This window comes from Cohnella rhizosphaerae, from assembly GCF_029525575.1.
GTDB lineage: Bacteria > Bacillota > Bacilli > Paenibacillales > Paenibacillaceae > Cohnella > Cohnella rhizosphaerae.
In genome coordinates this window covers 2,088,251-2,100,647 of the sequence record NZ_JAPDIA010000003.1, presented here as the reverse complement: position 1 = coordinate 2,100,647, position 12,397 = coordinate 2,088,251, and the positions used below count along the sequence as shown (strand labels likewise).

12 protein-coding genes and 1 pseudogene are annotated in these 12,397 nt (G+C 57.3%); 3 read left to right on the top strand and 10 right to left on the bottom strand.

Going from position 1 to position 12,397, the window contains the following annotated elements:
- Positions 1 to 6: 6 nt before the first annotated feature.
- The 6 genes and pseudogenes from OMP40_RS15015 to OMP40_RS14990 form a co-directional block, all read right to left on the bottom strand.
- On the bottom strand, positions 7 to 1,092 hold the full coding sequence (locus tag OMP40_RS15015) for a glycoside hydrolase family 99-like domain-containing protein (protein ID WP_277532387.1): 1,086 nt from the start codon (positions 1,090 to 1,092) through the stop codon (positions 7 to 9).
- Positions 1,093 to 1,204: 112 nt separating this feature from the next.
- Positions 1,205 to 2,356, bottom strand: coding sequence for an AraC family transcriptional regulator (locus OMP40_RS15010; RefSeq protein ID WP_277532386.1), 1,152 nt, complete (start codon positions 2,354 to 2,356; stop codon positions 1,205 to 1,207).
- 118 nt (positions 2,357 to 2,474) lie between these two features.
- Positions 2,475 to 2,705 (bottom strand): annotated as a pseudogene (locus OMP40_RS41785) (response regulator); the annotation flags it as partial.
- Between the two features lie 50 nt (positions 2,706 to 2,755).
- The gene (locus OMP40_RS15000) at positions 2,756 to 4,489 is read right to left on the bottom strand and encodes a cache domain-containing sensor histidine kinase (protein ID WP_277532382.1); all 1,734 of its coding nucleotides are present in this window, start codon (positions 4,487 to 4,489) and stop codon (positions 2,756 to 2,758) included.
- A gap of 87 nt (positions 4,490 to 4,576) precedes the next feature.
- The gene (locus OMP40_RS14995) at positions 4,577 to 5,317 is read right to left on the bottom strand and encodes a helix-turn-helix transcriptional regulator (RefSeq protein WP_277532380.1); all 741 of its coding nucleotides are present in this window, start codon (positions 5,315 to 5,317) and stop codon (positions 4,577 to 4,579) included.
- Positions 5,318 to 5,689: 372 nt separating this feature from the next.
- Positions 5,690 to 6,196, bottom strand: a complete 507-nt coding sequence (locus OMP40_RS14990) for a MarR family transcriptional regulator (RefSeq protein ID WP_277532379.1) — start codon at positions 6,194 to 6,196, stop codon at positions 5,690 to 5,692.
- A 162-nt stretch (positions 6,197 to 6,358) separates the two neighbouring features.
- On the opposite strand from OMP40_RS14990, the gene OMP40_RS14985 reads away from it, so the two are divergent.
- Positions 6,359 to 7,438, top strand: coding sequence for a nitroreductase family protein (locus OMP40_RS14985; protein ID WP_277532378.1), 1,080 nt, complete (start codon positions 6,359 to 6,361; stop codon positions 7,436 to 7,438).
- A 73-nt stretch (positions 7,439 to 7,511) separates the two neighbouring features.
- Here the strand turns inward: OMP40_RS14985 and OMP40_RS14980 are convergent, their stop codons facing one another.
- The gene (locus OMP40_RS14980; protein ID WP_277532377.1) at positions 7,512 to 8,129 is read right to left on the bottom strand and encodes a hypothetical protein; all 618 of its coding nucleotides are present in this window, start codon (positions 8,127 to 8,129) and stop codon (positions 7,512 to 7,514) included.
- 586 nt (positions 8,130 to 8,715) lie between these two features.
- On the opposite strand from OMP40_RS14980, the gene OMP40_RS41780 reads away from it, so the two are divergent.
- Both OMP40_RS41780 and OMP40_RS41775 read left to right on the top strand, forming a co-directional pair.
- Complete coding sequence (locus OMP40_RS41780) at positions 8,716 to 9,390, top strand: AraC family ligand binding domain-containing protein (RefSeq protein ID WP_420871937.1); 675 nt, start codon at positions 8,716 to 8,718, stop codon at positions 9,388 to 9,390.
- Positions 9,275 to 9,565 carry an AraC family transcriptional regulator gene (locus OMP40_RS41775; RefSeq protein WP_420871980.1) on the top strand — a complete coding sequence of 97 codons (291 nt, stop codon included), beginning with the start codon at positions 9,275 to 9,277 and terminating at the stop codon, positions 9,563 to 9,565. The genes OMP40_RS41780 and OMP40_RS41775 overlap by 116 nt, the downstream gene beginning before the upstream one ends.
- Positions 9,566 to 9,748: 183 nt before the next feature.
- Here OMP40_RS41775 and spoIIP read toward each other — a convergent pair whose 3' ends face one another.
- The 3 genes from spoIIP to OMP40_RS14965 all read right to left on the bottom strand — a co-directional run bounded on the left by spoIIP (position 9,749) and on the right by OMP40_RS14965 (position 12,369).
- The gene (gene spoIIP, locus OMP40_RS14975) at positions 9,749 to 10,375 is read right to left on the bottom strand and encodes a stage II sporulation protein P (RefSeq protein WP_277533211.1); all 627 of its coding nucleotides are present in this window, start codon (positions 10,373 to 10,375) and stop codon (positions 9,749 to 9,751) included.
- A complete protein-coding gene (locus tag OMP40_RS14970) occupies positions 10,293 to 11,000 on the bottom strand; it encodes an SH3 domain-containing protein (protein WP_277532375.1) in 708 nt (235 codons plus the stop codon). The genes spoIIP and OMP40_RS14970 overlap by 83 nt, the downstream gene beginning before the upstream one ends.
- Before the next feature lie 481 nt (positions 11,001 to 11,481).
- Positions 11,482 to 12,369, bottom strand: a complete 888-nt coding sequence (locus OMP40_RS14965; RefSeq protein WP_277532373.1) for an alpha/beta hydrolase — start codon at positions 12,367 to 12,369, stop codon at positions 11,482 to 11,484.
- Positions 12,370 to 12,397: the final 28 nt, after the last annotated feature.

Genomic DNA, 12,397 nt, shown 5'->3' with positions numbered 1-12,397 from the left:
TCTCGGTCAAGAATGAAATACGTTTCGGATCGCTTCCAGATAACCCATGCCGTGCTTGGTGTCCGGCTCCAGATATCCCCCTTCCGTCCATTCGTTCCATGCATAGACGGTCAGCATCGGGGGCGAGAGCCGCATGCGGTCCAAATACGCTTTGGCTTCTCGCAGCGCCGCTTCAAAAGCGGCCGGCGTATTGTCCGTCGCGACCGGCGTATACGGATAATCCCCTCTGACGTACGGCAGGTCCGGATCGCAGCGCGGACTCGGGTCCCATCCCATCGTCACGTTCGGATAATAGGGCACGGAGGCGAATCGCGCCTGCAAGTCGTCCCACATCCCCGTCGCCTGCCGCGACCACGACGCATAGTCGACGCCGGGGAACGATTCCAGCTCCGCATGGTGCAGCCACACGTAAGACGTAACGCTGTTCCCGCCAAGCCTGGCGAGCAGCGCGTTCGCGTCGGAGCCGATGATGTCGGCATGCCGCGGATTTAATCCCCACTCGACAAAATTGAGATGCAGATCCGCATAGCCGGCTTCCCTGACCTTGCGGCGAAAATCGGCCATCGCTTCGACCGTCGCCTCAATGCCGCCCAGCCCGCGGATCAGCGTCATGCACTCGTAGACCGAGAAGTACAGCTTCCCGTCGATCGTCAAGTAGTTGTCATAACCGAGATAATGGGCCGCGATGTAATCGGTCATCGCGTCGAACCGCGCCCGGGACACTTCGTTGTGATTCGCCCACATGAGGGCGAACTTCAGCCGATCGCGGTTGGCCGCCTGCAGGAATCCCTCCTCCAGCGCGCGCTGCAGGAAAGGACCCTCTCCCCCGCCCATATCCCAGTACCAATCGTACAGAAAGCAGGTAATGCCGTGGTCGGCCGCCTCCCGAATCTGCATTTCGGACACGCGCGGATCCGCTTCGTCGATCTCGCCCCAGAGCGGCCGCTTCGGCTGCTCGTGCCCTAGAAAGCGGGGCTGGGCACTTCGTAGCGACGGCCATTCCGTCCATCCCTTCCCTTTGCCCGCTTCGTTCTTCGGATCCGCATGCCACTGCGGAAAGTAATAAACCGCCACCTCGTAGCCGCTGCCCATTCGAGCTCCCTCCTGTCTGGCTCTAGTTGCAACAGGATAACTTGCTAGCCCGATTGTAACCGCTTTCTAACGACGCGCGGATACTTGCATTCTGGTTTATCATTGCTGTGTTTTACTTCCCTCCGTCGCGTTGCTCAGATGCATGGAGCTTGTAGGCGCTCGGAGACATCCCGACGACCTTCTTGAACAGCAGGCTGAAGTGCGCGTAGTTTTTGAACCCGACCGCATAAGCAACCTCGTACGCCTTCAAGTCTTCGCTCAGCAGCCTCGCCTTCGCCGCCTCGATGCGGGTGAGCCACAGCAGATCGGAAAAGTTTTTGCCGGTCTCCTTCTTGATCACGCGGCTCAGATAGGAATAATTGACGCTCAGCCGTTCGGCGACCATCCGCAGCGTCAGCTCGTCCTCGTACGCTTGTCCTACGATCGCCTTCGTCTCGGCGACGAGCCGCTTGGGCGCCTGCTCGACCAGCGTGCCGATCCGGGTGGCGCTGCCCTGCAGCAGCTGCTCGATATCCCGCATCATATCTGTAAGGATGACGCTGGATAGCACCTTCTCCCGAATGCGCAGCTTGTCCTTCGGATCGATCGAGAGGCCGAATTCCTCCATCACGTACTCCGCCTTCTCGACCAGGTCGATGCAAAAATGCTGAATGTCCGGCTTGCCGGCGCCCACGGTCAGCATCGTCCGGTACGCCTCGCGCAGCGCGTCCGCGATGCCGTCGCGATCGCCGACGCGCAGCAGCTCCTCCAGCCGGTTGGTAGATAGCAACAGCTGCCGGTCCTTCTCGCTCCGTATCGAGCGGATCGCATCGTATGCGATGACGGACCGCTTCCCGATCAGCATCCGGTATTCCATGCATTCCGCGATCTGCCGGAGCGCGTCCGGCAAGCGAAGCAGCGATGGCTCGGCCCGTCCGATCCCGACCGACAGGGAGAGCTCGCTTGCGGCGCCTCCGAGCTCCACCATCTGCTTGGCGAGCTCGAATGCCTCCTCTTGCAGTCTCGCGGGATCGATCCCGCTCCCGCGCAGCAACACATAGAGACCGCTGTTCGTTCCCTGCGTCCAATAAGGAACGGCGCTTCGCTCCAGCGCCGGCATCACCGCCGCCAGTACGGCGCGCTCGCGGAACGGACTTCGCTCGCCGGCCGCCCCCGCGACCGTATCCAGCTCGCCGTAGAGCAGGATGAACGGCTCGTCCGGCTGATTGCGGTCGCGCAGCCACGCCAGCTTCTCCTCGTCGCGCTCCGCCGGCCCGCCGAACAAGGCAAAAAAAAGCCTCCTGGTGCTTCCACTCCGTCATGAGCTGCTGCTGCACCTGCTTCACGGCCCATACCAGATCGGCCGCGACGAACGGCTTCGTAATAAAGTCCACGGCGCCGAGGCGGATCGCTTGCCTGGCGTACTCGAATTCGTTGTAGGCGGACAGAAAAACGATCGGCAGCTCCGGCTGCTCCTTGCGGATCGCTTCCGCGAGCGCGATGCCGTCCATCACCGGCATGCGGATGTCCGTCAGCACGATATCCGGCCGTATGGTTCGCGCGAGCGTCAGCGCTTCCGCGCCGTTCGCGGCGACCGCCGCCACGGTGCAGCGGATGTCCGCCCATTCCGGCATACCTGCGATATAGTCTCGAATTTCCCGTTCGTCGTCCACGACCAGCATTTTCATCCCGTCGATTCCTCCTGCCATATTTGGAACGGTATCGTCACTCTCACGGTTACGAATCCCTCGTCGCGAGCCAGTTGGACGCCATAATCGCCGCCGAAATGATGCTGGATACGATCGTTCACGTTGTCCATGCCGGAGCCGAGCCCGCGCCTTGCGCGCTTCTCGCTCGCTCGCGAGGAATCGCCGTCCGGCGCTTCTTCTTCCTCGGGCGAAGGATTGCGGATCACGATCTCCAGATGATAGTCCGCCTCCTGTACCTCGATCTCGATCCTCCCGCCCTCAGGCAGACGGTCGATGCCGTGCAGAATGCTGTTCTCCACAAGCGGTTGGAGCATGAATCGGGGGACGGCCGCCTGGCGGAACATCGCAGGCAATACGATGGAATACTGCAGCCGCTCCCCGAAGCGGTATTGATGGATCTGCAGGAAGCTCTCCACGTATTGCAGCTCCGTCGCAAGCGGCACGAAGGTGCCGCCGGGCGTGATCGAATAACGGAAAATGCCCGACAGCTTCCGCACGACATCCGGCACGTACTTCGCTTTATCCGGCTCCTGGGAGATGACGCTGATATATTCCATGATGTTGTACAGGAAATGCGGGTTGATATACATGCGGATCGCCTTCAGCTCCGCTTCGCGTACCCTCAGCTCGTTCTTGTAGTTCGTCTCGATCAGCTGCTCCGTCCGGGTGACCAATCGATTGTAGCCGCGGCAGAGCATGGCAATCTCGTCCCGTCCGCGGATGTTCGGGAAGATGTGGTATTCTTCCAGCTCCGCCTTGCGCATGAGCCGGTATAGCCGACCGATCGGATGGGTGATCCGCTTCAGAATTTGATAGGTCGTAATAAACACGGCCGCCCAGGCCGCCAGCGTCACCGCCAGCGCGAACAGCGTTTGCTTTTTGACCAGCTCGTTCGCGCCTGCGGTCGCGATACGGACATATTGAAAATCGGACGTTTGCGATTTCTGCCGCACGACGAGCCGGTCCCCTTGGCCTTCGGAATCGAGCAAGTTGCCGATGTCGGACAGTTCGGAGGAGGATACGATCAGGTTGTCCGCATTCGCGATATAAAACGTGCCCCGCTCGTAGCTCTCGTACAGCTGGGAGGCCTTAGCCGGATCGAGGGTCAGGACGAGCATGCCGATCTCCGTTTCCGAAGTCATCGCAGCGCCGCCGACATACAGCTTCAAGTCGCAGGCCATCCGCTTGTCGTCCGTAAAAAACGCCCATTGCGGCACGTTCGGAAACTCGAAGGGAAGCAGCCCGAAAGCCGATACGTATTGCAAACGCTTACTGGAATCCGTAGCATAGATGGCGCCTTCTTTGTTGATCAGGTACATATTGTCGACGAATTCGCCGACATTGTTGCGGGCCTGCTCCAACTCCGACTGCATCAGCTCGGCCGCGGCCGCTTCCTGCCGCCGGTGGTCCTCGTCCTCCGGCTTGATTCCCTCGCGGGCGTCCATGAGCAGCAGGGAACGGATCGCTTCCTGCCGTCCGAGCTCCGACAGCAGCTTGCGCACCTCATGCAGCCGGGCGTCGATCTTGCTCGCGGTGGCGTTCAGGTCCTGCTGCACCGTCTCCGTCTCCTTCTTCTCCAGCAACTGATCGGAGCGGACATAGAACGCGGCGCTGACGACGACGAGCGGGACGAGCGTCAGAATCGAGTAGCTGATGAGCATTTTGTACAGCAGACGGGAGCGGATCGTGCGAACGAGGCCGGCTAGCATGCCGGCCCCTCCTTGCCTTCATAGGCATCGCGAACGAGCATGGTCTCTTTTTCGAATGGCGACTTTTTCAAACAACGTCCTCCTTGCCTAATTCTTGGACTGCTTTCCTTCGAATACACGCTTCATTGATTTGCCTCCATTATAGGCGCGGGGATCCGGATTGTAGATAGAGGGGATATCGGAAAAGGTGGACGATTTTACGATAGGAAGCATCAAGTCCGCGTACTGTCTCGGCGATCTTTTTTCGTACCGCCTGAACAGCCGGCTAAAATAATGCGCGTCGTCGTACCCGACCATCTCGCTAATGCGCTTGATCGGATGCCGTCCTTCCAGAATCAGCGCCTTGGCTTTCTCCATGCGGCACTGGATGACGAATTCCAACGGCGATTTTCCCGTCGCTTTCTTGAACATCGTGCGCAAATAGTTCGGCGATAGCGCCAGATCGGCCGCCAGCCGCGCGAAGTCGACGCTCTCGCGGTAATGGTCGCGCAAGTAGCGGATAACCTCGTCGATCTCCTTCCGCCCCTGCCGCTTGTTGGCGTTCTCTTCCGCATAAGCGGTATCCAGGTACATGAGCCGCAATATTTTCAGCAAAATCGCGCGCATCTCCAACTGGAAGCCGGGCGTCCGCTCGGTGAACGCGCGCAGCAGGTCGGTGAACAGTCGCTCGTAATGCAGCGGGTCGCCGGTTCGGATCAAGGACGGAAACTCCACTTCGCTTGGCTCGACGAGCGGTCGTTCGTCCAGGCCTTCCTCGACGGGGAGCGCATCCTGGGTATAATCGCAGTCCGTGTACACCTCCGGCGGAAAATCGAGCGTGTCGCCCATGTACAGAAAATCGAAGTGAACCGCAAAATAACGCGCGTGTCCGGGGGGGAATAACGCAGGAATTGCGCTGATGGGGCCGAATGACGTGCAGGTCGCCAGCGCCGACCTCGTAGGTTACGCCATCGATGGCGTAGACGCCGCCGCCATGCGTGAAGAAGACAAGCTCGTGATCGTAGATAAAGCGGGGCGGCACCTTGATGTCGCCCGGTCCGTCGTATTCGTGAATATAACGGACATAGGGCGCCAATTGCAAAAAGTCGACTTTCCTGCGCGCGGAAACGGTCATGGCCAAGTCACCCCTTTGCGTTCCTGCCTCTATCTTCGCCGCATGCGCGCGTCCAGTCAAGCAGGCAGCACCCTGTCGCAATTGCCTTACAACGTGATCTCGCCTTTTATAATCTTATCCGTCTGGTCGATCAACGTCTGGATAAACTTCAGCGATGCCGCAAGCTCGGGTTCGGAAAAGGCATCTAATGCACGTATGAAAGAAGCCTCTATCTTGTCGTGCATCATATCGTGCACCTCGAAAATCTGCCTGCCTTTGGTCGACAGGCTGAAGTACACTTCCTTTTTGTTGTCGTTCAACTGGCTTCGCTTGATGAATCCCTCTTGCAGCAGCTTGGCGCTTATTTTCGTGATGCTCGCCTTGGACAGGTTCATTTTCTCCGCGATCGACGTGTTGTTAACGGGCTCGTGGCGCCCGATGCAATCGATGACGTGAACGCTGGTCATATGGCTCGGAATCGACGAGATGCCCTGCAAGCGCGCAAGATCGGCGAACGCATCGATCTCGGAAGTGACGGTCTGCTCGAGTACATGCAGATAGTGGTTGAATCGGCTGTGCAGCAATCGCTTAAGCCCGTCGGATGTGTTCGTCATGTCATAGCGCCCCTTACGATACGGTGATTATCGTTTATGTATAAACAAATATAGCACATCGTCTAGGCGATAAAAAATGAATTTGACAGATGCGTATTCCGGAATTATAGTTTACCTGTAAACAATATTGCGACTAGATTCGCGTGCGGGGAGGGATTTACTTTGAATACGTCCACCACGATAAGAGAACGCAGATCCATCCGCAGATATAGCGCCAGGCCGGTTGCAAGGGAAATGATCGATTCCTTGCTGAACCAGGCTGCAAGTCTGTACCAGGCCGAAGGAGAAGGCGCCTCTCATTGGCGCAGTATTTGCTATTCCACGCCGGCAGCGCGCCACAGACTGGCCGACAGCATGGTCGCCAAGGTGAAGGGAAGCACGCTCGGCAAGCTGCTGCCGGGCAAAATGCTCGATCTCATGAAAAAGCAAGTGACGGATACGCCCGCGCACCTGGTCTTCATCGCGGAATCCGGCAGCACGCAGCGGCAGAGCGACGAAAATTATGCGGCGGTATGCAGCATTATGCAGAACGTTCAGCTGCTGGGCTGGGAACAGGGACTCGGCATGCTGTGGTATACGGATCCGATGCTGAACAGCGCTGCGTTCGACCGGGAGATCGGTTTGGGGGAAGGCGAAAGATTCGCGGGGATCTTAAGCATCGGATTTTATGAAAAGGTGCCGCGAGCGCGCAAAAGAACGCCCGCGGAGCAAAAGTGGACGATCGTCGAAGGTGACATGAGCGGGTATGCGGACCAGCCTCAGGCATCTGCGCAGAAAGGTTCAGAACTCCAGGCCTCTTTGCCAACGGTATCTTCGCAAAGCGTTCTGGCCCTGCTGAACGATGCCGTCTGGGCGCCCAACGACGGACTGCGAGAGCCGTGGCGTTTTGTCTACGTGGCCGGCGGCGAATCGGCGAATAGGCTCCGCGCCTTGGAGGGAGATTCTTCTGCAGCGTTCCTCCTGGTCGTAGCCAAGGAAGAATCGGATCCGCACAAGCGCGAAGAAGATTATGCGGCGGTATGCTGCCTGATCCAGAACTTTCAATTGTTGGCCGCATCCGAGCCGTGGCCCGTACGGCGCACGATGCCGGAATGGATCTACGAGCCGGCGCAGTGCGAGCCGTTCGGCGTTCGTCCTCAGGAGCGAATCGTAGCGGTGCTGGCGCTTGGCGGCGACGGGCGGCATTCTCGTTTCACGCCAGCGGCTGCAGCGCCCCTGCCGGTTAACGTTACGCATTGCTAAGCGTACGAGAAGCTTGCGGGATATCCAGACCACGACAGATTTGCGATTTTCTCCTGAGTCACATGCTTCTCTCTCAGCGCAGCTTCAACCGGACTTTCTGAAAAGTAAAATTGTAATCCTCTTCGCTGCCGGAAGACACCATCCACATTTCCTTGCCGTCTTCGCTGATCCATTTCGTCGGAAATATGGGCTGATAGTCACCTGAGCTTCCCCAGTTGTTGTCCTGATGGAACAGGGACCAAGGCCCCCATGGATTCGGAGCCTCGAACAAGGTCAACTGGCTCGGAAACCGGCTGTCGTCAATGGGATCTCCCGGCTGCTGGTGATAAGGACGAGGGTTGCCTTGTTTATCCGTGAATGAAAAGTTGCCCATGATATACCGATTTAAGCCTTTATTGAACGAAACATGATTTTCTCCCGTCATCAGCGGATATTCAAATACCGGAGCTGCGCGGTCCGCATCCGAATGCCAGACCGGTTGGCCATGCTCATCGCCCGAATAGAACGTCCACGCATCGCGCTGGAGGATGCGATCTCGGCGGACTTTTCCCAGGAGCAGGTAATCGCCGTTGCACCAATAGCTATTCCCGTCCGTCGCGGCAGGGAAATACGCATAGACGAACTCGTCCCTGGCCCCCCTCGTAATCCTGCCCGAATTGGATGAAATGCGGAGATGCCAATCGGCCGTCAAAGAAATCCTGCCGAGTCGCCTCCCGGTTCCATGTGTTGCCGTTATCATCGCTCGTAATGATCCAACTGGAAATATTATGTTGGCGATTAAAAGACGGATTATCTCCGAAATTCATCAACTGCACCGCGAAATACAATACACCGTTCAAGCTCAGCAAGCTCGCCGGCTTGACTCCCCAATGCGGATGCACATGGGGACGCTGGCAATATTCCTTGGGGTCGATCGGCAGGTTGTCGATGAGAAACAGATGAGGATACGGCCCCCCAGAATGGTTCGCCCGGATGGCCTTCAATCCGCCATACGTTCATTGGACTTCCAAGATTGTCCCCTGCCGCGCCGTAACAATGGCCGTCCGCCGCCCAAGTAATCGGCCACATGTCTCCGTCGGCTTTGTGATATCTTCGGCTGTCCATGATCGCGCATTCAATCATTTCGCTGATTGGAAAATCGCCGCTCATTCTTGCACCCCGTCTATGTGTTATATTTTTCATGTATCCAGCTATATTATATCCTTGATTTAAAAGGACTTTTCTAGCTAAAATGCTTAAAAATATAACTATTGCGCTAATTAGTAGAGGGGATAACTATGGATTCAACAGATTATGGAATGCTTGTCTACACACCAAGTCAGTTGGCTAGGTCTACGTTTTTGTATGTACAACATATCGGAAGATGGAAGTATGACGACGATTACGTCATTACGCGGGAAGGGTTTGATAGTTATTTATTTCAATACACCTTTAGCGGTCGCGGCTATCTTAAGCACGAAGACAGGGAATATGAGTTACTGGCTGATTCCGTCATTCTTATCGATTGCCGGAAATATCATGAGTACGGGACGCTTTCGAATGAGCAATGGGACGTAGGCTGGGTACATTTCGATGGAAACGGAAGTGCCTCTTATATGCAAGCTATACACGATAAATACGGACCCGTCATTCGGCTTCCGGTTCCACACAGGTTCATTCAGCACCAGCGAAGTCTTATCGAGATCATTAGAGGCAACGGAGTTAACCTTGAAGCAGAAGCCGCACTTCATATCTTTCAGTTACTAATGGAGGTTTTCACAGCAGGTACAACCTCCCCCTTCCGGCAATGGTATTCTGGCGCGTCAAAGCGATGGCCTCGAGAAAGCACTTCAATACCTGCAAATTCGTTATGCCGAACCTATTTCCGTAGACGACTTGGCCCGAGAAGCAAACATGAGCAAATCCCACTTTACGAGAGCCTTCAAACTTTGGACCGGGTGCTCTCCCATTGAATATTTAATCAGACAGCGTATTACAATGAGCAAATCGCTCTTGCTCCGAGAACGAACAAAATCAATAGAGAGAATTGCCGAGCTCGTTGGCTTTGATAGCGTTAGCCATTATATTGTGACTTTTAAGAAATACGAAAATCGCACGCCGCTGCAGTATCGAAAAATGTGGTTATGATTGTTGAAGTTGTATTCAACGAGTTAATGCATCCTTTCATTTCTCGCCTTCCTTTGCGTCCCATACCGAGCAGCACGCCGGCGGCATGTATAATGGTTCCTTATATCGCAAGACGCAAAGATTGCCATCGTTAAAAAGCCACGGAGAACCTCCTCGCGGAAGTTTCCCATGGCTCTCTTCATATCAGATCGACAGCTTCGACGTCCCGACATAAGCGGCGAAGATATCGGCGAACGCGTCGGCCGTATTCAGCGCCTCCTGCAAGGTGTTGTTGGCGCCGCCGAATTCGAGCAGCATGCTGTTCGGCGACAGCGATTGGTTGTATTCGCCGTCTCCGTGCGCCTTGTCCTTCATCAGCACGCCTCGCGACAAGCCCGGATATTTCTTCTCCAGGCGTTCGCTGAGCGCCTCAGCGAATTGCTTGTTGGCTTTGTAATCCGCGTTGCCCATGCCGATGACGAACAGCACTCGTGCATACGTCTTGCCGCCGATCGTCACCGTCGTCTGCTTGCGCGGTACGTCGCCGTCCCTGTGAATATCGAAAAAGTAACCGAGCGACGCGTTCTCTTTCATCGCCGTTTGCACGATTTTACGAGACTCGGTATACGACTGCGAGAAGCTCAAGTTCTTTGTGGCGAGCCGCTCCGTAACGTCGTCGTCCGCCGTGAACGCCGAGACGCCTTTTTTCTGCAGCGCGGTCCCCAGCCGTTCGCCCACGAGCGTAATGTTAACCTTCGGGTCGTCGATCGATGAGCCCTTGGTTTGCGTCGCGACGTTTTTCCAGGACTCCCGATTGTGCGTATGATAAATGTAAACTTGCCTGCCGCTCGCCGCGTTCGCCGTCTTCGTACCGGAATCGTCCGCGCCGCCGCTCGTCGATACGACCCAGGCCGCCACGTAGGCCGTCCCCTTCGCGCCGCGGGAGATGCGGTACCAATCCCCCCACCTTCTCGAGGATGGGATAAGAATCTCCAGGCTGCGCCTTGCCTACGATATCGTCCTCGGTGCTCGGCCCCTTGCGCAGGTTGGTGACGTCCGTGATCTTCACGACCGATGGCCCGGTATTCGACTTGACGACCGCCGTAACGGCGCCGCTTGTTGAGCCTTTAGTCGTTAGCTTGATATAATCGGCGAACACCCAGCCCGCCTGCTTGTCCGACAATTGAATTTTCAGCCACTCGCCCTGCGTGTCCAGCACCTCGTAGCTGCCGCTTTTGCCGATCATCTGGATGACCGACGCGGTCAGCTTCGGCGACGTCCGTACGTTCAGACGGTCGACCGTGCTCTGCGCGTACGTCTTGCTCGCCTTCACGTCAGCCGTTTTCACCGCGGCGCCGCTCTTCGACTGGGAGGATGCCGCCGATGCTATAGACGGTCCGGTCGTACCGAGCAGCAGACATGCGCTGATTACCGCGCTTCCGATCGCATAACGCAATAAGTCCGCCCCTTTCGTTTAGAAGAAATAGAAAGATGACTCATCCGGCTTCTCGACCCACACGATTTCGACACCAATCTCCGTTTTCCTGCCTGGATCGCTAAATTCCCTCGTAGACGCGGGTGGATTCTGATTTCTGATCCTGGCACGATTCGCGGTCTGGTTGCGGTCCCGCTTGCGGACCTGCTAGCGGACCTGCTAGCGGACTCCGGGGCCGTTATTTTGTTCCTGGCGCGATTAACGGCACGGTTGCGGACTCAGAAGCCGTTATTTCGGGGTTGCCGGCCTTTTTTAAGCCTCGAACCGGGTCAATAACGTCACCCGGTCCGAAACGTTCGCCAAAGTACCGGTTTTGGCGAAAATAACGCCTCCTGGGTCCGGTGCCCGCCGCCCGGCTTGCACTCAACGGCTACCCGCATAGCAATCATAGAAAAAAAGCCAGCCGAAACTTCCGGCTGACCTGCTATCGTGAAAATGTATTCTAGTATCCATGCCGCGCCAGAAACGCCTCGATCCGCCCCATCGCGCGCAGCACCTCGGTCTCCGCCGCCTTATAGTCGAATAGGATAAATGCATGTCGCCAGCCCGGGTAAAGCGCCAACTCCGCGTCGTTGCCGGCCGATCGATAGGTTTCATAAAAGCGAACGGCATCCTCGGACGCAACCACGTCGTCGGCCAAACCGTGCAAGATCAGCATCGGCGGTTGTCCGGCCGACACGCGATAGAGCGGCGACCATGTCTTGGCTCGCTCATGCCTCTCCATCCAGGCGTGCACAGCGTCGTCCTCGCATCCGGCGACCGGCGACCGCGCCGGAATCATCTGCTTCCATTTCCCCGTCAAATCGACGATGCCGTTGCAATCGACGATGAGATCGGCCCTGGCGGAAACCTCGCGATCGGCGTCCACGCTAGCCTGCTCAGAGTCGCAGCCATCGACGAGGCCGAACGCAGGGCCGAATGCGAGGCTGGCCGCCAGGTGGCCGCCGGCCGAATCGCCGACGACGGCGATTCGATCCGGGCGAATGCCGAACCGGCTGGCGTTCGTACGGATGAAGCGGATCGCAGAACGGCAGTCCGCCATACAATCTTCGAGCGAGGACGCGCGTCCGGCCGTATCGGGCGTACCGGGGCTCGGCAGCAGCCTGTACGCCACGCTGAAGGATACCGCGCCCCGATCCGCCATCATCCGGCTGTGCCGCAAGAATTGTTCCGGTGCGCCGCTATGCCACCCGCCGCCGTGAATCCATACGACCGCGGAGCGGCCGTCCGCTTCGTGCCAGCCTTCCGGCTTGCAGACCAGCAGCTTAAGGCGCGCGCCGTTCGCTTCTTTATAGATGACGGTCTCGATCGGCCATCCGTTATCGCTCATCGCTCGCTCTCCCCCTCCTAGCCGCCGG

Coding starts and splice junctions, on each gene's coding strand:
- OMP40_RS41780 (WP_420871937.1), top strand. CDS start 8,716: ATGGATTCAACAGATTATGGAATGCTTGTCTACACACCAAGTCAGTTG.
- OMP40_RS14965 (WP_277532373.1), bottom strand. CDS start 12,369: ATGAGCGATAACGGATGGCCGATCGAGACCGTCATCTATAAAGAAGCG.
- OMP40_RS14990 (WP_277532379.1), bottom strand. CDS start 6,196: ATGACGAACACATCCGACGGGCTTAAGCGATTGCTGCACAGCCGATTC.
- OMP40_RS14995 (WP_277532380.1), bottom strand. CDS start 5,317: ATGGGCGACACGCTCGATTTTCCGCCGGAGGTGTACACGGACTGCGAT.
- OMP40_RS15000 (WP_277532382.1), bottom strand. CDS start 4,489: ATGCTAGCCGGCCTCGTTCGCACGATCCGCTCCCGTCTGCTGTACAAA.
- OMP40_RS15015 (WP_277532387.1), bottom strand. CDS start 1,092: ATGGGCAGCGGCTACGAGGTGGCGGTTTATTACTTTCCGCAGTGGCAT.